Source organism: Roseospirillum parvum (assembly GCF_900100455.1).
GTDB lineage: Bacteria > Pseudomonadota > Alphaproteobacteria > Rhodospirillales > Rhodospirillaceae > Roseospirillum > Roseospirillum parvum.
Map to the genome: position 1 here is coordinate 424,008 of NZ_FNCV01000002.1, position 20,330 is coordinate 444,337.

Annotated in this window: 13 protein-coding genes; 5 read left to right on the plus strand and 8 right to left on the minus strand. The window is 70.8% G+C overall.

Features of this window, described 5'->3' with window-relative positions; genetic code table 11:
• Nucleotides 1–10: 10 nt before the first annotated feature.
• The 4 genes from BLR95_RS04885 to BLR95_RS04900 all read right to left on the minus strand — a co-directional run bounded on the left by BLR95_RS04885 (nt 11) and on the right by BLR95_RS04900 (nt 4,756).
• Complete coding sequence (locus BLR95_RS04885) at nt 11–1,354, minus strand: alpha-amylase family glycosyl hydrolase (protein ID WP_092616275.1); 1,344 nt, start codon at nt 1,352–1,354, stop codon at nt 11–13.
• 134 nt (nt 1,355–1,488) lie between these two features.
• Nucleotides 1,489–2,331, minus strand: coding sequence for an HTD2 family dehydratase (locus BLR95_RS04890; RefSeq protein WP_092616278.1), 843 nt, complete (start codon nt 2,329–2,331; stop codon nt 1,489–1,491).
• Between the two features lie 94 nt (nt 2,332–2,425).
• Complete coding sequence (locus BLR95_RS04895; protein ID WP_092616281.1) at nt 2,426–3,574, minus strand: CaiB/BaiF CoA transferase family protein; 1,149 nt, start codon at nt 3,572–3,574, stop codon at nt 2,426–2,428.
• 12 nt (nt 3,575–3,586) lie between these two features.
• Entirely contained in the window at nt 3,587–4,756 is a 1,170-nt protein-coding gene (locus tag BLR95_RS04900; RefSeq protein WP_092616284.1) for an acyl-CoA dehydrogenase family protein, read from the minus strand.
• Nucleotides 4,757–4,874: 118 nt separating this feature from the next.
• On the opposite strand from BLR95_RS04900, the gene BLR95_RS04905 reads away from it, so the two are divergent.
• Nucleotides 4,875–5,798: a LysR family transcriptional regulator gene (locus BLR95_RS04905; protein ID WP_092616287.1), complete on the plus strand. Its 924-nt coding sequence runs from the start codon at nt 4,875–4,877 to the stop codon at nt 5,796–5,798.
• 221 nt (nt 5,799–6,019) lie between these two features.
• Here BLR95_RS04905 and BLR95_RS04910 read toward each other — a convergent pair whose 3' ends face one another.
• The 3 genes from BLR95_RS04910 to BLR95_RS04920 form a co-directional block, all read right to left on the minus strand.
• A complete protein-coding gene (locus BLR95_RS04910; RefSeq protein ID WP_092616290.1) occupies nt 6,020–7,108 on the minus strand; it encodes a PA0069 family radical SAM protein in 1,089 nt (362 codons plus the stop codon).
• An 82-nt stretch (nt 7,109–7,190) separates the two neighbouring features.
• Nucleotides 7,191–8,279 (minus strand): hypothetical protein, encoded by a 1,089-nt coding sequence (locus BLR95_RS04915; protein ID WP_092616293.1) that lies wholly within the window; start codon nt 8,277–8,279, stop codon nt 7,191–7,193.
• A 144-nt stretch (nt 8,280–8,423) separates the two neighbouring features.
• Nucleotides 8,424–9,905 (minus strand): tetratricopeptide repeat protein, encoded by a 1,482-nt coding sequence (locus BLR95_RS04920; RefSeq protein WP_092616295.1) that lies wholly within the window; start codon nt 9,903–9,905, stop codon nt 8,424–8,426.
• A gap of 163 nt (nt 9,906–10,068) precedes the next feature.
• On the opposite strand from BLR95_RS04920, the gene BLR95_RS04925 reads away from it, so the two are divergent.
• Complete coding sequence (locus tag BLR95_RS04925; RefSeq protein ID WP_092616528.1) at nt 10,069–11,721, plus strand: acyl-CoA synthetase; 1,653 nt, start codon at nt 10,069–10,071, stop codon at nt 11,719–11,721.
• Nucleotides 11,722–11,753: 32 nt separating this feature from the next.
• Nucleotides 11,754–12,521: an SDR family NAD(P)-dependent oxidoreductase gene (locus BLR95_RS04930; protein WP_092616298.1), complete on the plus strand. Its 768-nt coding sequence runs from the start codon at nt 11,754–11,756 to the stop codon at nt 12,519–12,521.
• 199 nt (nt 12,522–12,720) lie between these two features.
• Here the strand turns inward: BLR95_RS04930 and BLR95_RS04935 are convergent, their stop codons facing one another.
• Entirely contained in the window at nt 12,721–16,317 is a 3,597-nt protein-coding gene (locus BLR95_RS04935; protein WP_092616301.1) for a hydantoinase B/oxoprolinase family protein, read from the minus strand.
• 318 nt (nt 16,318–16,635) lie between these two features.
• Between BLR95_RS04935 and BLR95_RS04940 the strand changes: the two genes are divergently transcribed.
• Entirely contained in the window at nt 16,636–18,000 is a 1,365-nt protein-coding gene (locus BLR95_RS04940) for a TrpB-like pyridoxal phosphate-dependent enzyme (protein ID WP_092616304.1), read from the plus strand.
• A 175-nt stretch (nt 18,001–18,175) separates the two neighbouring features.
• The gene (locus tag BLR95_RS04945; RefSeq protein ID WP_092616307.1) at nt 18,176–20,203 is read left to right on the plus strand and encodes an elongation factor G; all 2,028 of its coding nucleotides are present in this window, start codon (nt 18,176–18,178) and stop codon (nt 20,201–20,203) included.
• The last annotated feature ends 127 nt before the right edge of the window (nt 20,204–20,330 follow it).

A 20,330-nucleotide genomic window follows, 5' to 3' on the forward strand; every position in this document is an offset into this window, starting at 1 on the left:
GGAGAGAGTCTCAGGGGCCGACGAACAGGCGCACCTCGCCATCGGCCAGATCGAGCAGTGGCGCCTCGGCCGTGGGCTTCCACGGCCCCTCCGGCATGGCGGTCAGCGGCTCGCCACCCTGGGCGGCGCGGCGGGCCAGCGGGTCGTCGGGGTCATCGTAGTCCAGCGACCACGGCCCGTTGCCCGAAGGATTGATGACGATCAGCGCCCAGTCGGGGTCGAACTCGGACTGGCGCAGCAGCCCGACCACCCCGGTCGGCGAGTCGAGGCGGCGCATCGGCACCTCGGCCGACAGCGCCAGATGCGACGCCTTGGCCCGGTTGATGGCACCAATGGCGGCGGAAATGTCGAAGCGGGGGACCTCCCACTGCCCGGGCCGGCTGCCGACCACGTCGAGCCGACGGGCGAAGCCCAGCTCGTAGCCCACCGGCAGCATCACCCCGCTCGACACCGAGGCGGCATACAGATACTGCCAGACGGCGCGGGCCGCCGCCGCCTCGGGGTCGAGATCGGCCAGGGTGGCGGCGAAGCGCTCGGTGTCGTGGCTCTCCGGGAAGGCCACCGAGGGGGCGATGGTGCGCTGTTCGGCGTAGATGTCGAGGAACCAGTCGGCCCGGAAATCCCACCAGCAGGCCGAGTTGAACAGCATGTCGAAGCCGGCCGGGGCGAGGGCCGCCACCTCCTCGGTGGCGCAGCCCAGGGTTTCGGCGAAGAAGCGGGTCTCGGGGTTGGCCCGGCGGGCGGCGCCGATGACCCCGGCCCATACCTCGGCCGGCACCTTGTAGGCGGCGTCGCAGCGGAAGCCATCCACCCCCAGACCGACCAGCCAGCCGACCAGATCGGCGAAATGGCCGACCAGGGCCTGGCGGGCCGGCCCGGGCGACAGATCGAACTCGGCCAGATCGCCCCACACCGTGCGCTTGTCCGGGTTGTCCGGGTCGTTGGGGTCGGCGGCATGGGGCGAGACCAGACCGCCCCTGGCGTCGCGCACGAACCACTCGGGATGGGCCTCGGCCAGCAGGCTGTCGCGCGAGGCGTGGTTGATGACCAGATCCAGCATCACCTTGAGGCCCCGTTCGTGGGCCTCGGCCACCATGGCGGCGATGATCTGGCCATCGGGGCGGGGGTCGTCGCCCTTCAGCAGCGGATGCAGCCGACGCTCGTCCTTCACCGCATAGAGGCTGCCCGAAAACCCGGGATAGCTGATCGGGTTGAGGTACACCCAGTCAAAGTCCATCGCCGCGATGCGCGCGAAATGATCCGCCCACCCCGCCATCGGCCCGGCCAGCAACGGAAACAGATTGTAAAGGCGCGGCCCGGGAGACACCCCCCCAGGCAAACCGGCCAACCGCATACGCTTGAGTCCTCGAAGATACGTGAAAAAGCCCTCCCCCGCTAAGTGGGCCCCCTGGGAGCAGTGTCAAGCGCGGGGCGCCATCCCCGCTCCCCCGCCGGGGGACCCTGGGGGGTCCCCCGGCGTGTGTCGGCTCAGCTGGTGGCCTCGGCGTGCATGGCCTGATGGCCATCGGGAGCGGTGGCCCACAGGGTGGTGGTGGCGTCCTGTCGGTGGCCGTTCAGGGTCACCGGCTGGTCGTGGAACAGCGGCGCGGTGCCCCGGTAGCTGAACGTGGCCAGGGGCGTGGGGCTGTTGGCCTGGGCCAGGTCGGCGAGCAGGGTGGCGGTCAGCGGGCCGTGGACGACCAGCCCGGGATAGCCTTCGTGATCGCGGCAGAAGTCGATGTCGTAGTGGATGCGGTGGCCGTTGAAGGTCAGCGCCGAGTAGCGGAACAGCATCACCGCGTCGGGGGTCAGGGTGCCGGTGAAATGGCTTTCCAGGGCGGGCGGGGCGGGCGGCGGGGGGACCGGGGTGCCGGGCTCGGGCAGCGGGCGGTAGACGATGTCCTGTTCCTCGTCGATGCGCAGCTCGCCGTCGACCAGCACCTGATGGCCGACGGTGACGAAGACGAGGCGGCCGCTCTTGCCGTTCTTTTCCGTCACCGCGCGGATGGTCGAGCGCTTGAGGGCCGTCTCGCCGACGGTGAGCGGGCCCAGGAAGCGCAGCCGGCCGCCGGCCCACATGCGCCGGGGCAGGTCGATGGGGGGCAGGAAGCCGCCCCGTTTGGCGTGCCCATCGGGGCCCAGGTCGCGGGCCGGGGTGCGCGGCAGGAAGTACAGCCAGTGGGCCAGCGGCGGCAGCGGGGTGCCCGGGCCGATGCCGCCGGGGTCGCGATCCAGGGTGGCGGCCAGACCGATCAGCGGCCAGGGGCCGAGGGTTTCGGTGGTCTCCTCCTGGCGGCCGATCCAGGCGGTGGGGTCGGTGGTGGCGGTCATCCCTCGGCTCTCCCTGTATGACGCTTGGTTGTCGGTTCCGCGGGCCGGCCCCGCCTCGGTCCCCCGGAAGGCAGGGGGCGAAACCCCTTTCTTCCTACGAGGACACCCCGAACTCGGCGCGCAGGCTTTCGGTATGCGCGCCCAGGCGGGGCACCGGGCCGGGGGTGCGCCACGCGCCGTCCACCTTGGCCGGCGGGGCGGGCATGGCGACCGGTCCGGCCGGGGTGTCCACCGTCACCCGTTCCAGCGCCGGGTGGGTGGACAGCGCGGCGACGTCGTTCAGGCGCCCGCAGGCGATGCGGCTGTGGCGCAGGCGGGCCAGCATGTCCTCGGTGGTGTGGCGGGCGAAGACCTCGGCGATTTCCGGGCTCAGCCGGTCGCGCGCCGCCACCCGTTTCACGTTGCTGCCGAAGTCGTGGTCGGGCGCGGCCCACTCCGGGTGGCCCAGGATGTCGGCGGCGAAGGTGGCCCATTCGCGCTCGTTCTGGATGGAGACGATGATCCGCCCGCCGTCGGCGGTGGCGAAGCTTTCGTACGGCGCGATGGAGGGGTGGGCCAGACCGACCCGGGCCGGCGCCTTGCCGCCCCGGTCGTGGTGCAGCAACGGCACGGTCATCCAGTCGGCCATGCCGGAGAACAGCGACACCTCGATGCCCTTGCCCTGGCCGCTGATGCCGCGCGCGATCAGCGCCTCCAGCACCGCCTGATAGGCGTACATGCCACAGGCGATGTCGCACACCGACACCCCCACCCGGCCCGGCGCCTGGGGCGTGCCGGTGACGCTGGCCAGCCCGCTTTCGCCCTGCACCAGAAGGTCGTAGGCCTTCATGTCGGTGAAGGCGTTGGCCTCGCCGTAGCCGGAGATGTCGACCGTGATCAGCCGGGGGTGGCGGGCCCGCATCTCGGCCGACCCGAACCCGGCGCGGGCCGCCGCGCCGGGGGCGAGGTTCTGGATCAGCACGTCGGCCTTGGCGATCATCGCCTGCAACAGGGCGGCGTCGGTCGGGTCCTTGAGGTCCAGCGCCACCGATTCCTTGCCCCGGTTGAGCCACACGAAGTAGGCGCTTTCGCCGTCCACCGCGTGGTCGTAGTGGCGGGCGAAATCGCCCACCCCGGGGCGTTCCACCTTGATCACCCGGGCCCCGGCCTCGGCCAGCCGGCTGGCGCAATAGGGCGCGGCGACGGCCTGTTCCACCGAGACCACGAGGAGTCCGGACAGCGGCCCGGCGGCGGGATCGGTCATGGGTGCCCTCATCTAGTAGCTGCGCGGCAGGCCCAGCACGTGCTCGGCCAGATAGGAAAGGATCAGGTTGGTGGAAATGGGCGCCACCTGATAAAGCCGGGTTTCGCGGAACTTGCGCTCGATGTCGTATTCCTCGGCGAAGCCGAAGCCGCCGTGGGTCTGGATGGCCGCCTCGCCGGCCGCCCAGGCGGCCTCGCTGGCCAGCATCTTGGCCATGTTGGCCTGGGCCCCGCAAGGGACGCCGGCCTCGTAGCGGGCCAGCGCCGAATCGACCATCAGGGCGGCCGCCTCGGACTGGGCATGGGCCCGGGCCAGGGGGAACTGGATGCCCTGGTTCTGGCCGATGGGGCGGCCGAAGACGACCCGCTCATTGGCATAGGTGACCGCCTTTTCGATGAACCAGCGGGCATCGCCGACGCACTCGGCGGCGATCAGGATGCGCTCGGCGTTCATGCCATCCAGGATGTAGCGGAAGCCCTTGCCCTCCTCGCCGACCAGACAGTCGGCGCCGATGCGCATGTCCTCGAAGAACAGCTCGGTGGTGTTGTGGTTCATCATGGTCGGGATGGGCTGGATGCTCAGCCCCTTGCCCTTCACCTCGCGCATGTCGACCAGGAACACCGACAGCCCGTCGGTGCGCTTCTTCACCTGATCGCGCGGGGTGGTGCGGGCCAGCAGCAGCATCAGGTCGGAATGCTCGGCCCGGCTGGTCCACACCTTCTGGCCGTTGACCACATAGCCGTCGCCGTCCCTGACCGCCGTGGTCGACAGCGAGGTGGTGTCGGTGCCGCTGGTCGGCTCGGTCACCGCGAAGGCCTGAAGACGCAGCCGGCCGCTGGCCACCTCGGGCAGCCAGCGGCGCTTCTGCTCTTCCGAGCCGTGGCGCAGCACCGTGCCCATGACATACATCTGGGCGTGGCAGGCCGCGCCGTTGCAGCCGGCCCGCTGGATTTCCTCCAGGATCGCGGCGGCCGCCGACAGGGGCAGCCCGCTGCCGCCGTACTCTTCCGGGATCAGCGCCGCCAGATAGCCGGCCTCGGTCAGCGCCGCGACGAAGTCCCTGGGGTAGGCCCGCTCGCGGTCCAGCCAGCGCCAGTAGGGGCCGGGGAAGTCGGCGCACAGCTTGCGCACGGCGTCGCGGATATCGTCGTGGGCCTCGACCAGACGCGGGATGTCGGACATCGTTTCGGCTTCCTTGCGGTGGTTTGGTGCTTCACCGGTAGCCGGGAGGGAGTTAGCCTGCAATGGCATGGACAAGCCATCTCCCATGCCTTTGTGATATGGATGAAGTCGCGCCCCCATGGACATCGCCGCCCTTCGCGCCCTGCTCACCATCGCCGACTGCGCCAGCATCAGCCGCGCCGCCGAGCGTCTGGACACCGCCCAGCCGGCCCTGTCGCGCCAGCTCAAGCGCCTGGAGGACGAGGTCGGGACGCCGCTGTTCGCCCGCCACGGCCGGGGCGTCAAGCCGACCGCCGCCGGGCGCGCCCTGATTGCCCGCGCCGAGCCGCTGGTCCGCCAGTTCACCAGCCTGGAGGCCGAGTTGAAGGGCAACGCCACCCCGGCCGGCGAGGTGGTGTTGGGGGTGCCGCCGACCGCCGCCCTGGTCCTGCTGCCCGAGGTGGTGGCCGACTTCGCCGCCCGGCATCCCCGGGTGCGGCTGAAGGTGGTCGAGGGCTTCAGCGGCTTTGTCACCGAGTGGCTGGAGGCCGGGCGACTCGACCTGGGCATCCTCTACCATGCCGCCCCGGGCTCGGGACTGCATCTGGAGCCGCTGCTCGACGAACCGCTGGTCCTGGTCTCGGCCCCCGGCAGCGACCCGCAGACCGGCCATCCGCTGCCCCTGGCCAAGGCCCTGACGCGCCGCCTGATCCTGCCCAGCCCGCCGCACGGCCTGCGCGTCCTGGTCGATCAGGCCGCCGCCCGCCTTGGCGTGCGCCCGTGGATCGACCCGGAAGTGGAAGGCCTGCCAGCCATCAAGGGGCTGGTCGCCAAGGGCCTGGGCGATACCCTGCTGCCCGCCGCCGCGGTGGCCGAGGAGGTGGCGGCCGGACGCCTGACCACCCGACACCTGGAAAACCCCGGCCTGTCGCGCCGCCTGGTCCTCGCCCGACCGGCCGGACGCACCCCCACCACCGCCACCACCCGACTGGCCGAAACCGTCCACAACCAGGTCCACCACCTGCTCGCCACCGGCCGCTGGCCAGCCCACCGCCCGACCTGAGCCGGCTGGCATCAGAGACACGCAAAGGGGCGCCGCCCCTTTGAACCCCGCTGGGGAGGCCGGGGGCCTCCCCAGACCCCACCATGAGTCAAAACCACCCAGAGGGGGCGCGCCCCCTCTGGGTGGTTTTGAGTCACGGCGGGGGTCCGGGGGGGCCCCTGGTCCCCCCGGCGGGGGTCAAGGGGGCAGCGCCCCCTTGCCTGTCTCCGGCGCCAGTCGGCTCAGGACGGGAAGAGGGTGCCTTGGGTCGGGTTGGGGGTGAACAGGTGGGTGGGTGGGGGGTGGCCGCGGTCGGGGTTGAGGCCCAGGCGTTGGCAGGTGGTTCGGAAGCGTTGGGCGAGCAGGATGGCGTCCGGGCCGTGGCCGGTGAAGCGGTGGCCGAAGCGGCTGTCGTTCAGCCGCCCGTCGCGGCAGGCCTTCTGGCGTGACAGCACCCGTTCGGCGCGCTGGGGCAGGGTGGCGCGGAGCCATTCGGCGAACAGCTCGGCCACCTCGCCGGGCAGGCGCAGCAGCAGGTACATGGCATCGACGGCGCCGTGGCGATGGGCCTCGGTCAGCAGGTTTTCCAGCTCGTGGTCGGTCAGTCCGGGGATGACCGGGGCGATGTTGACGCCCACCGGCACCCCGGCCCGGGTCAGCGTGGCAAGGGCGGCGAGGCGGCCGGCCGGCGGGGTGGCGCGCGGCTCCAGAGAGCGGGCCAGGGACGCCTCCAGCGTGGTCAGCGAGAGCCGCACGCGGACCAGATCGTCGGCCGCCAGCCGGACCAGCAGGTCGCGGTCGCGCAGGATCAGGGCCGACTTGGTGGTGATGATCACCGGATGGCGGGTCTCGGCGAGGATTTCCAGGATCGGCCGCATCAGGGCATAGCGGCGTTCCAGCGGCTGGTAGGGATCGGTGTTGGTGCCGATGGCCAGCGGCCGGCAGACGTACGATTTTCGCTTCAGCGCGCGGCGCAACAGGGCCGGGGCGTCGGGCTTGACGGTCAGGCGGGTTTCGAAATCGAGCCCCGGCGAAAGCCCCAGATAGGCGTGGGTCGGGCGGGCATAGCAGTAGATGCAGCCGTGGGCGCAGCCGCGATAAAGGTTGATCGAACGGTCGAAGGGGATGTCGGGCGAGCTGTTGCGGCAGATGATCTCGCGCGTCGTGTCGTGGCTGACCTCGGTGCGCGGCGGCTCGGGGGCTTCCCAGTCGGCCCAGCCGTCATCGACGCCTTCCCGCCGGGTCGGCTCGTAGCGCCCGGTGGGATTGCTGATCGCGCCGCGGCGATGGCGCAGGTGGTCGGGGCGCAGGTGGTCGGGACGGCGTTCCATGCCCGGGAGTGTAGCCCCGGAAATGAGAACATGTAAAGAACATCCGAGGGGCGGCGATCCGCCGCCGGTGCCCTCGGCGCCCTCAGATGGAGGTGTCGAGGAACGGCGAGTTGGCCAGGGTGGAGGCGAAGATGTCCAGGTAGCGCTGCTGCTCCAGGCTCATGTTCTCCAGGTTGGTGACCATCACCTGATACTGCTGCTGGAATTTCTGCTGCAGGTCGGTGGTTTCCTCGAGCTGGTCATAGAGGTTGTCGCGCCGCGAGTTCGACAGCGCCTTGATTTCACGGTCGGCATGGCGGCTGTCCATGTCCACCTGGTTCTTCAGGCCGACCAGATGGCCCTCGGCCAGATCGATCTCCAGTTCGGCCCGGGTGATGGCGTCGCGGGCGGCGTTCAGCTTGTCTTCGTCCACCGCGCCATCGCCGTCCAGGAAGTCGCCATAGAACCACGCCCCCATCAGGCCGTTGCCGCCCTGGTGCAGGGTGCCGGTGACGGTCTTTTCCGAATCGCCCAGGTTGAGGGTGATGGTGATGGCGCCGCTGTCGGCGTCGTAGCTGTCCAGGGTGACGCCGTTGGACAGCGAGATCAGCTCGCCGTCGGTCTCGCCGGGAAAGCCTTCCGGGTAGTACTCCAGCGAGTAGGAATCGGGGTCGGGCACCCATTGGCCGCCCGAGTCGTCGGTGATGTAGAAGTCGCTGCCGGCGTAGGTGCCGGTCAGGGTGGTGGTGCCGATGCCCAGATCGTTGCGGTATTCAATCTGGTTCGGCGTCCAGTCGGTCTGCTGAACGTTGCCGAGCAGGTTGAACTCCTTGGAGTACATGTCCATGGCGCCGTTCAACTGGTTCAGCTTGGTGTTGAAGCGGTCGCGGTGGAACTCCGGGTCGTCGGCCATGTCGGCCAGATCGTTGCGCATGCCGATCAGCAGGTTGCGCGCTTCCTTGATGGCGTCAAAACCGTTGTCGACGGCAATCCCGGCGTTGTTGACCTGCGCCTTGACGGTCACCCAGCGGTCCGACTCGGCGTTGATCGCATCGTCCTTGCTGCCGTAGCGCCGCTCGATGTCCGTCTGCTCGGCTTTCAGCTCGCTGGCCACCCGGCTGCTCGCCATGCTGAGCAGCACGTCGGCCATGGAGGTTTGCTGGAACCCGGTTGTGCTCAAGGGATTGATCATGACGTCACCTCTGCCACGGCTTTTCCGTGCACCACCAAACAACGGCCCAGCCCGCAATGGGGCAGGGAACCGCGTGACGACCGGGTGAAAACGCGCGCCTTCTGCCGCGTTGGCGGCGGTCCGCAGACGCCGCCTGGGTACAATTTAGCACGTCTCCAGGCAACTCGCCAATCCCCGCCGCACGGCCCGCACCAGCGGCGCCCAGGCACCGCGCCGGGGCTGGCGGAACAGCCGCGCGGCGGGATACCAAAGGCTGCGCGTGCCCTGCGTGCCCCAGCGGAAGTCCGGGGCATGGGCCAGCAGCAGCCAGGTCGGCACGCCCAGGGCGCCGGCCAGATGGGTCACCGCCGTATCCACCCCGATCAGAAGATCGAGCCCGGCGATAACGCGCGCCGTCTCGGCCAGATCGTCGACCCGCCCCTCCAGGCCGGGCAGGGCGGCCAGCGGCGGCGGGGAGTCGGCGCCCCGGGGCAGTTGCAGGCTGACCCAACTCACCCCCGGCAGGTCGAGCAGCGGCAGCAGGGCTTCCGGCGGGCAGGAGCGGATGCGGTCCATGCGGTTGTCGGCCCCGCCCCGCCACACCAGCCCGACCCGGCAGCCGTCCGCCGGCAGCCAGTCGGGCGGCGGGCCGGGAGCCTTGAGATAAGGCGCCGGGGCCGCCGCCGCCATGGCCGCCGGCTCGGGCAGCCCGAGCAGCACCGGCAGGTCGAGCAGGCTGGCCTGGGCGTGGTGCGGCCCGATGGCGTCCAGCGGCAGCACGGTGTCGGCCGGCACGGCGCGGCGCAACAGGCGGCGCAGCGGGCGGTGCACCGCCAACTCCAGGCGACCCGGCCAGCGGGCCCGGGCCAGTCCGACCAGCCGGGCGAACTGGAGGGTGTCGCCCAGGCCCTGCTCGCCGTACAGCAGCAGGGTTTCGCCCTGGCCGCCCGGGGTGCCATCCCAGCGCCGCCCGACCAGCCCCTGGGGCGGGGCCAGGCCGGGCAGCCGCGTCCGCGCCCCATAGGGCCCCCAGCCCTCGGTCCAACGGCCGGCGGCGAACAGCGCCCAGGCCAGGTTGAAGGCGGTGGTGGCGTCGTCCGGGGTCAGCCGATGGGCCTCCTCCAGCAGCGGCAGGGCGGCCGCCGGCCGGCCCTGGCGCAGCCTGACCGTGCCCAGGCCGGTGGCCACATGGGCCCGCGCCTCGGCCCCTTCCAGGCCCCAGGCGGGCAGCCCCTCGGGATGGCTGTCGAGGGCGGCCAGCGCCGCCGCCAGATGCCCCTCGGCCTCCTCCAGGCGATCCTCGTCGGCCAGCAGGGTGCCAAGGTTCAGGCTGGCCGTGGGATGCCCGGGGCGGTCCGCGAGCACCGCCCGGTACAGCGCCTCGGCGGCCGCCGAGTCACCCATCAGGCGGCGCGCGTTGCCCAGCGCCACCCGGGTTTCCAGACGCCCCGGCGCCAGTTCAAGGGCCTTTTCGAAGGCCCGCGCCGCCGCGCCGGGGCGCCCCTCGGCGCGGCACAGAACCCCCTCGGCATGCCACAGGTCGGCATTCCGCGGCGCCGCGGCCAAGGCCTCGGCGACCAGGGCCCGCGCCTCGCCAAACCGTCCGGCCCGCCGCAACCCCGCCACCCGCGCCAGCACGTCATCCATGCCCGCCCTCTCGACCTGCCATCAGTCCGCTCCGCCGGCCACGGTATCAGGCCCGCCCCCATCCTGGCGACGGCCTCGTGCGCGGCGCGGGCTTGACCGGGATGGGGCGGGGTTTCGATACTGGGGCCCGTTTTTTTGGCTTCAGGGAGTAAAGCCGGTGAGCATGTCCGAGGGGGGTATTTTCGAGCAGGGTCTTGATCCGGTGGCGGCCAATCATGTGCCGTTGACGCCGATCTCCTTCCTCAAGCGGGCGGCGGTGATCTGCCCGGACAAGGTGGCGATCATCCATGGGCCGCTGCGGCGCACCTATGGCGAGATGCACGCGCGGTCGGTGCGGCTGGCCTCGGCGCTGGCCCGGCGGGGCATCGGGGTGGGCGACACGGTCAGCGTGATGGCCCCCAACACCCCGGCCATGCTGGAGGCCCACCACGGGGTGCCGCTGTGCGGGGCGGTGATCAACGCGCTGAACATCCGCCTGGATGCCGAGGCCATCGCCTTCATCCTGGAGCATGGCGAGGCCAAGGTGCTGTTGACCGACCGCGCCTTCAGCCCGGTCATCGCCGAGGCGGTGAAGCGCATGGAACACCCGCCGCTGGTGGTCGACATCGACGACCCGCTGGCCGAGGGCGGCGAGTTGATCGGTGCGCTGACCTACGAGGACCTGCTGGCCGAGGGCGACCCCGAGGCCACTTTCCCGCTGCCCGACGACGAATGGCGGGCCATCGCGCTGAACTACACCAGCGGCACCACCGGCAACCCCAAGGGGGCCGTCTACCATCATCGCGGGGCCTACCTGAACGCCCTGGGCAACGCCCAGGCCTTCCACCTCAGCCAGCAGTCGGTCTATCTGTGGACCCTGCCCATGTTCCACTGCAACGGCTGGACCTACACCTGGGCGGTGACGGCGGCGCTGGGCACCCATGTCTGCCTGCGCAAGCTGGAGCCGGCGCGCGTCTTCGAGCAGATCGCCGAGCATGGCGTCACCCACATGTGCGGCGCGCCGATCGTGCTGGGCATGCTGATCCACGCCCCGGAAAGCGACCGGCGCAGCTTCCCGCAGCGGGTCGAGATCGCCACCGGCGGCGCCGCGCCGCCCTCCGCCGTGATCGCCGGCATGGAGAAGATGGGCTTCAACGTCACCCACCTCTATGGCCTGACCGAGACCTACGGCCCGGCTACCGTGTGCCTGCCGCAGCCCGAGTGGGCCGACCTCGAGCTGCCCGAGCGGGCCGCCCGCATGGCCCGCCAGGGGGTGGCCTACGCCACCCTGGAGGAGGTCCGCGTGATGGACCCGGTGGACATGACCGACGTGCCGGCCGACGGCCTCACGGTGGGCGAGCTGATGGTGCGCTCCAACACCGTCATGAAGGGCTACCTGAAGAACCCCTCGGCCACCGAGGCGGCCTTCCGCGACGGCTGGTTCCACACCGGCGATCTGGCGGTGCGCCACCCGGACGGCTACGTGGAGGTCAAGGACCGCTCGAAGGACATCATCATCTCGGGCGGCGAGAACATCTCCAGCCTCGAGGTGGAGGAGGTGCTCTACCGCCACCCCGAGGTGATGGAAGCCGCCGTGGTCGCCCGCCCCGACCCCAAGTGGGGCGAGACCCCGTGCGCCTTCGTGGCCCTGAAGCCCGACGCCGAGGGCAGCCTGACCGAAGCCGACATCATCAGTTGGTGCCGCGACCACATGGCCCACTTCAAGGCGCCGCGCACGGTGGTCTTCACCGAGCTGCCGAAAACCTCGACCGGCAAGATCCAGAAGTACATCCTGCGCCAGCAGGCCCGGGCGGCGGCCGACGAGGCCGCTTCGTGAGCCGCGCCGGAACAGCGGGCGACGGGTCGCCGATGACGCCGTTCGACCTTTCCGGCGAGGTCGCCCTGATCACCGGTGCCTCGTCGGGCCTGGGCCGCCACATGGCCGGGGTGCTGGCCCGGGCCGGGGCCCGCGTCGCGCTGACCGCGCGGCGGCTCGACCGGCTCGATCAGGCGGTCGGCGAGATCGCCCGCGACGGCGGCCAGGCACTGGCCGTGGCCATGGACGTCACCGACCGGGCCAGCGTGGTCGATGGCTTCACGGCCACCGAGGAGAGCCTCGGCCGGCCCACCATCGTGGTCAACAACGCCGGCATCGCGCTGACCGAAAAGGCCCTGGAGCTGACCGAAAGCGACTGGCGGACGGTGCTCGACACCAACCTGACCGGGGCCTGGCTGGTCGCCCAGGAAGCCGCCCGCCGCATGAGCCAGGGTGAGCCGACCGGCGGCAGTCTGATCAACATCGCCTCCATCCTGGGGCTGCGGCCGACCGCCGGGGTCGCCCCCTACGCCGCCGCCAAGGCCGGGCTGATCCACCTGACCCAGGTCCTGGCCCTGGAGTGGGCGCGCCACAACGTGCGCGTCAACGCCCTGGCCCCGGGCTACGTGGAGACCGAGATCAACCGCGACTTCTTCGCCACCGAGGCCGGACAGAAGCTGATCCGGCGCATCCCGCAACGCCGCCTGGGCCAGCCCAGGGACCTGGACGGCGCCCTGCTGCTGCTCGCCTCGCCGGCCTCGGCCTACATCACCGGGGCCACCCTGCCGATCGACGGCGGCCACCTGTGCGCCGGCCTGTGAGGCCGCCGCGCAAGGGGGCGCCGCCCCTTTGAACCCCGCTGGGGAGGCCGGGGGCCTCCCCAGACCCCACCATGAATCAAAACCCCACCGAGGGGGGCTTGCCCCCCTCGGTGGGGTTTTAAGTCACGGCGGGGGTCCGGGGGGGCCCCTGGTCCCCCCGGCGGGGGTCAAGGGGGCAGCGCCCCCTTGCGTGCCGCCCTCACCGGTCGGGCGCCCCGTAGCCCCCGCCGCCCGGTGTCTCGATGACCAGCACGTCGCCCGGGTTCATCTCGGTGCGGGCGGTGGGGCCGAGGTCCTCGGTGGTGCCGTCGCGGCGCTCCACACTGTTGCGCCCCACCTCTCCCGGCGCCCCGCCGGCCATGCCGTAGGGGGCGATTCGGCGGCGGTTGGAGAGGATGGCGGCGGTCATCGGCTCCAGGAACTTCAGGCGCCGGACCACCCCGTCGCCGCCCTTGTGCCGGCCAGCGCCGCCCGAGCCCGGCCGCAGCGAGAAGGCCTCGATTCGCACCGGGAAGCGCCATTCCAACACTTCCGGGTCGGTCAGGCGGGAGTTGGTCATGTGGGTATGCACCCCGGAGCAACCGTCGAAGTCGGGCCCCGCCCCGGCCCCGCCGCACAGGGTTTCGTAGTACTGATGGGTGGCGTTGCCGAAGGTCAGGTTGTTCATCGTCCCCTGCGCCGCGCCCATGACGCCCAACGCGCCATAGAGGGCATCGACCACCACCTGGCTGGTCTCCACGTTGCCGGCGACCACCGCCGCCGGGTAGGCCGGGTTGAGCATCGAGCCTTCCGGGATGTGGATGTCGAGCGGCTTCAGGCAGCCCTCGTTCATCGGGATGGGGGCATCGACCAGGGTGCGGAAGACATACAGCGCCGCCGCCCGGGTGACCGCGGCGGGAGCGTTGAAGTTGCCCGGATGCTGCCCGGAAGTGCCGGTGAAGTCGAGCCGCGCCGAACGGCTGGCGGCATCGACGGTGACCGCCACCTCGACCGCCGCCCCGTCGTCCATCTCGCAGCGGAAGCGGCCCGAGGACAACCGGTCGATGACCCGGCGCACGCTTTCCTCGGCGTTGTCCTGCACGTGGCCCATGTAGGCCTTGACCACCGGCAGGGTGAACTCGCCGACCATGCGGCGAAGCTCGGTGACGCCCTTTTCGTTGGCCGCCACCTGGGCCTTCAGGTCGGCGATGTTCTGGGCCACGTTGCGGGCCGGCCAGGGGCCGCTGGACAGGGTCTGGCTGATTTCCGCCTCCAGGAAGCGCCCCTCGGCGACCAGGGGCACGGCGTCGAGCAGCACCCCCTCTTCCTCCACCGTGCGCGAATGGGGCGGCATGGAGCCCGGGGTGATGCCGCCGATGTCGGCATGGTGGCCGCGCGAGGCGACCAGGAACAGAAGCTCCTCGCCGGCCTCGTCGAAGACCGGGGTGATGACGGTGACATCGGGCAGATGGGTGCCGCCGTTGTAGGGCGCGTTGAGGGCGTAGACATCGCCCGGGGCCAGCCGGTCGCCCACCTTGTCGAGCACGGCACGCACGCTTTCGCCCATGCTGCCCAGATGGACCGGCATGTGCGGCGCGTTGGCAACCAGATTGCCGGCCCCGTCGAACACCGCGCAGGAGAAGTCCAGCCGCTCCTTGATGTTCACCGAATGGCTGGTGTTGGCCAGGGTGGCGCCCATCTGCTCGGCGATGTTCATGAACAGGTTGTTGAACACCTCCAGCATCACCGGGTCGGCGTCGGTGCCGATGGGGGCGGCGCCGCGCAGGGTGGCGACGCGGGTCAGGATGAGGTGGCCGTAGGTGTTCATCTCGGCCCGCCAACCGGGCTCGACCACCGTGGTCCCGGTGGCCTCGGCGATCAGCGCCGGGCCGTCGAGCACATCGCCGGGGCCCAGGTCGTCGCGCGCGAACACCGGGGTATCGCGCCGTGCGCCGTGGCAGACCATGCCCACCGTGGCCTTGGGCGCCGGCGGGCCGGCCCGGTCGGGGGGCGGCAGTTCGGGGTCGGCGGCCTGGGCGGTGCCGCCCACCGCCTCCACCGACAGCGCCTCGACCAGCAACGGCGCCTCGGGCATGAGGAAGCCGAACTGGCGGCGATGCGCCACGTTGAAGGCCTCGGTCATGGCGGCGGGGGTGCCATAGGGCACCTCCAGCGCCGTGTCGGTGCCCTGATAACGCAGCAGGGCCCGGGGCTCCAGGCGGATGTCGTCGGCCCCGATGCCCTGCTCGGCCAGATCGGTCGCCGCCCGGCGGCCCAGCTCCTCCACCGCCGCGTCCAGATCATCGGCCAGAGTGTCGGACAGGGTGTCGGACAGCGGCGCCTCGATGGCCTGCTGGTGCACCGCGCGCAGATCAGCCAGCCCCATGCCATAGGCCGACAGCACCCCGGCGAAGGGATGGATGAACACCGTCTTCATGCCCAGCGCGTCGGCCACCCGGCAGGCGTGCTGACCGCCCGCCCCGCCGAAGCAGACCAGGGTGTAGCGGGTCACGTCGTGGCCGCGCTCCACGCTGATCTTCTTGATGGCGTTGGCCATGTTCTCGACGGCGATGGTCAGGAAGCCCTCGGCCACCGCCTCGGCCGGCTGGCCGACCTTGCCCGCCAGCTCGGCGAAGCCCGCCTCGACCGCCGCCCGGTCCAGGGGTTCATCACCGCCCGGCCCGAACACCGCCGGAAAGAACTCGGGCTGCAAGCGGCCCAGCATGACGTTGCAGTCGGTCACCGCCAGCGGTCCGCCGCGCCGGTAGCAGGCCGGCCCCGGATCGGCCCCGGCCGACTGCGGCCCGACCGTGAAGCGCCGCCCGTCGAAGGCCAGCCGCGAGCCGCCGCCCGCCGCCACGGTGTGGATCTCCATCATCGGCGCCTTGATGCGCACCCCGGCCACCACGCTGTCCTGGGTGCGGGCATAGACCCCGTCGAAGTGCGACACGTCGGTCGAGGTGCCGCCCATGTCGAAGCCGATCAGGCGCTCGAACCCGGCCATGGCGGCGCTCCTGGCCATCCCCACCACGCCGCCGGCCGGGCCGGAGAGAATGGCGTCCTTGCCGGCGAAGCGCCGGGCATCGGTCAGCCCGCCGTTGGACTGCATGAACAGCAGCCGGGTATCGCCCAGATCAGCCGCCACCCGGTCCACGTAGCGGGCCAGGATGGGCGACAGATAGGCGTCCACCACCGCCGTGTCGCCGCGCCCGACCAGCTTCATCAGGGGGCTGGCCCGGTGCGACAGGCTGACCTGGGTGAAGCCCACCTGGCGCGCCATCTCGCCGGCCCGCAGCTCGTGGGCGTGATACCGGTAGCCGTGCAGGAAGACGATGGCACAGGCCCGGATGCCCTTGTCGTAGGCCGCCTGCAGGGCGGCCCGGCACTGGGCCTCGTCCAGCTCTTCCAGCACCGTGCCGTCGGCGGCGTGGCGCTGGTCGATCTCGTGGACCTCGCAATAGAGCATCTCCGGCAGCACGATGTTCAGCGCGAACAGGTCCGGCCGGTGCTGGGTGCCGATCCTCAGTGCGTCGCGGAAGCCCCGGGTGATGAACAGCGCCGTCGCATCGCCCTGACGCTCCAGCAACGCATTGGTCGCCACCGTGGTGCCCATGCGCACGCTGTCCACCCGCTCGGCCGGGATCGGCGCATCGGGCGCCACCCCCAGCAGATCGCGGATGCCCTGCAAGGCCGCGTCCTCGTAGCGGCCCGGGTTCTCCGACAACAGCTTGTGGGTGACAAGACCCCCGTCCGGCCGCCGCGCCACCAGATCGGTGAAGGTGCCCCCCCGATCAACCCAAAACCGCCACCGCGCCATGCCGCCGTTACCTCCCGAGCACACGCAAAGGGGCGCCGCCCCTTTGAACCCCGCTGGGGAGGCCAGGGGCCTCCCCAGACCCCACCCATGAATCAAAACCGGATGGAGGGGGGCAAGCCCCCCTCCGTCCGGTTTTAAGTCACGGCGGGGGTCCGGGGGGGCCCCTGGTCCCCCCGGCGGGGGTTCAAGGGGGCAGCGCCCCCTTGCCTTGTGTCCGGAGATAAAGGCCGCGCGGCGCGGGGGCAAGGTTTTGCCATTGGGGGTGGGGCGGGCTAGAAAGGGTGTGTCTGTTGTCCCGCGCCGTTTCGGAGCCTTTTCATGACCGACAGCACCAAGTTTTTCCTGCCCGAGGATCGTCTGCCCAAGGCCTGGTACAACCTGGCCGCCGACCTGCCCGAGCCGTTGGCGCCGCCGCTGCATCCGGGGACCGGTCAGCCGCTGGGGCCGGACGATCTGGCGCCGCTGTTCCCGATGGGGGTGATCGCCCAGGAGGTCAGCCTGGAGCGCTGGATCGACATTCCCGAGCCGGTGCGCGAGGTCCTTCGGTTGTGGCGTCCGTCGCCGCTGGTCCGCGCCCGGCGGCTGGAAAAGGCGCTCGATACCCCGGCCAAAATCTACTTCAAGTACGAGGGGGTGAGCCCGGCCGGCAGCCACAAGCCCAACACCGCCGTCGCCCAGGCCTTCTACAACAAGGAGGAAGGCGTGCGCCGGCTGACCACCGAGACCGGGGCCGGCCAGTGGGGCAGTTCGCTGGCCTTTGCCGGCTCGCTGTTCGGGCTCGAGGTCGAGGTCTACATGGTCCGCGTCTCCTATGAGCAGAAGCCCTACCGGCGGGCCCTGATGGAGACCTACGGCGCCACCTGCATTCCCAGCCCGTCGCCCAACACCGCCGCCGGGCGGGCCATCCTGGCCGAGGACCCGGACTCCAACGGCTCGCTGGGCATCGCCATTTCCGAGGCGGTGGAACTGGCGTTGCAGCGCGACGACACGCACTATGCCCTGGGCAGCGTCTTGAACCATGTGTGCCTGCACCAGACGGTGATCGGCCAGGAGGCGATGGCCCAGATGGAGATGGCCGGCGATCAGCCGGACGTGGTCATCGGCTGTGTCGGCGGCGGCTCCAACTTCGCCGGGCTGGCCTTCCCCTACATGGCCGAGAAGCTGAAGGGCGCCAAGGTGCGCTGCATCGGCGTCGAGCCGACCTCCTGCCCGACCCTGACCAAGGGCCCCTGCGCCTACGACTACGGCGACACCGGGCAGCTCACCCCGCTGGTCCGCATGCACACCCTGGGGGCCCATTTCATGCCGCCGGGCAGCCACGCGGGGGGTCTGCGCTATCACGGCATGGCGCCGATGGTCAGCCACGCCCTGAACCTGGGGCTGATGGAGGCGCGGGCCTATCAGCAGACCGAGTGCTTCGCCGCGGCGGTGGCGTTCGCCCGCCAGGAGGGCATCGTGCCGGCGCCGGAATCCTCGCACGCGGTGAAGGCGGCGATCGACGAGGCGATGCGCTGCAAGCAGGAGGGCAAGGCCGAGACCATCCTGTTCAACCTGTCGGGCCACGGCCACTTCGACATGCAGGCCTACACCAGCTATTTCGCCGGCCAGTTGACCGACCCGGCGTTCGATCCGGCGGCGCTGGAAAGGGCCCTGGCCGATCTACCCAAGGTGGCGGGGGCGTAGACCTTTTGGGTGCCCCCACCCCTGCCGCGCCCCTATCCCTACCCCCCCTCCCCTGCCCGGTTGGGTGACCCCGAGTGGCCTTGCCATTCGGGGTGCGGGTTGATTTGATGGCCTTATCAAGGGGCAACCGTCCCCAGTTGAGCAACCGGCTTCATCCAAGGGAGAAACATCCGTCATGGGTCATTCCGTCACCAGCCAGCGCGTGGCCGCGCTTGTCGGACCGTATACCAGCGGCAAGACCAGCCTGCTCGAAGCGATGTTGATGCGGGCCGACGTCATCCACCGGCTGGGCAAGGTGACCGAGGGCTCGACCGTGGGCGACGGCTCGCCCGAGGCCCGCGACCGCCAGATGGGGGTGGAGGTCAACGTCGCCCGGGCCGACTACATGGGCCAGGCGTGGACCTTCCTCGACTGCCCGGGCTCGATCGAGTTCATGCAGGACACCTACAACGCCCTGATGGTGGCCGACATCGCGGTGGTGGTGGTCGATCCCGAGCCGGAACGGGCCGCCATGCTCACCCCGCTCCTGAAGTTCCTGGACGAGCGCGAAATCCCCCACCTGATCTTCATCAACAAGGTCGACCACGCCCACATCTCGGTGCGCGCCGTGCTGGAGGGGTTGCAGGCGGTGTCGTCGCGCCCGATGGTCCTGCGCGAGGTGCCGATCCGCGACGGCGAAACCATCACCGGCTATGTCGATCTGGTCAGCGAGCGGGCCTACAAGTACCGCCAGGGCGAGGCCAGCCAGTTGGTCAAGCTGCCCGAATCGGTGCGCGAGCGGGAGGCCGAGGCGCGCCAGGAGATGCTGGAAAGCCTGGCCGACTTCAACGACGACCTGCTGGAAAAGCTGCTCGAGGACACCGTCCCCCCGGCCGGGGAAATCTACGCCGACCTGTCGCGCGACATCGCCAATGATCTGGTGGTGCCGGTGCTGTTCGGCTCGGCGACCAACCTCGAGGGCGTGGGCCGCCTGTTGAAGTCGCTGCGCCACGACACCCCCGACCACACCCACACCGCGACCCGCCTGGGCCTGGATGCGGACGGCCCCGCCGTCGCCCGCTGCTTCAAGACCCTGCACGCCCAGCACACCGGCAAGATGAGCCTGCTCCGCCTGTTCGCCGGCGAGATGAAGGACAACGGCACCATCGACGGCGAGCGCCCGAGCGGCATGTTCACCCTGCTCGGCACCGACAGCACCAAGGTTCCCGGGGCGGTCGCCGGCGACGTGGTCGCCCTGGGCCGGCTGGAGAAGCTGCCCACCGGGGCGCTGATCGAGAACGGCCGCCAGAAGCCCGACGGCGACTGGCCCAAGCCGATGGCCCCGGTCTACGCCCTGGCCGTGCAGGCGACCAGCGCCAGCGACGACGTGAAGCTGACCCACGCCCTCTCCCGGCTGTGCGAGGATGATCCCTCGCTGCTCGTCGAGCAGCGCGAGGACACCAACCAGCTGGTCCTCTGGGGCCAGGGCGACATCCACCTGAAGGTCGCCGTGGAACGCCTGAAGAGCCAGTACAACCTGGAGATCGCCACCAGCGCGCCCAAGGTGCCGTTCCACGAGACCATCCGCAAGTCGACCAAGCAGCAGGGCCGCTTCAAGCGCCAGTCGGGCGGCCACGGCCAGTTCGGCGACGTGCACGTGGAGATCAAGCCGCTGCCGCGCGGCGAGGGGGTGGCCTTCACCGACAGCATCACCGGCGGCGTGGTGCCCAAGGCCTACATCCCGGCGGTCGAGGCCGGGGTCAAGGACTACGCCCGGCAGGGCGTGCTGGGCTTCCCGGTGGTCGATTTCACGGTCAACCTCTACGACGGCTCCTACCACACCGTGGACAGCTCCGAGCAGGCCTTCAAGACGGCCGCCCAGATGGCCCTGCGCGAAGGCATGCCCAAGTGCGACCCGGTGCTGCTGGAACCCATCCTGATGGTCGAGGTCTCGGTGCCCACCGAGGCCACCTCGCGGGCCCAGCGGGCGCTGTCCAGCCGGCGCGGGCAGATCCTGGCCTTCAGCCCCAAGGAAGGCTGGGAAGGCTGGGACATCATCCAGGCCCACGTGCCGCAGGCCGAGATCGCCGATTTGATCACCGACCTGCGCTCGCAGTCGATGGGGGTGGGCACCTACACCTTCCGCTTCGACCACATGCAGGAGCTGTCGGGCAAGCAGGCCGACCAGATCGTCGCCGCCCGCGCCGCCGAGCTGAAGGGGTAGGGGCAAATCCCGAGCGATCCGGAACGGATTGCGACGGGGATTTGCGGCCGTATCAGCAGGCTCTGGGAGTCGGCCGGGCCGACTGACCATAAAGACGCAGCCAGGGGCGGACGCCGCGCCTGGCTGC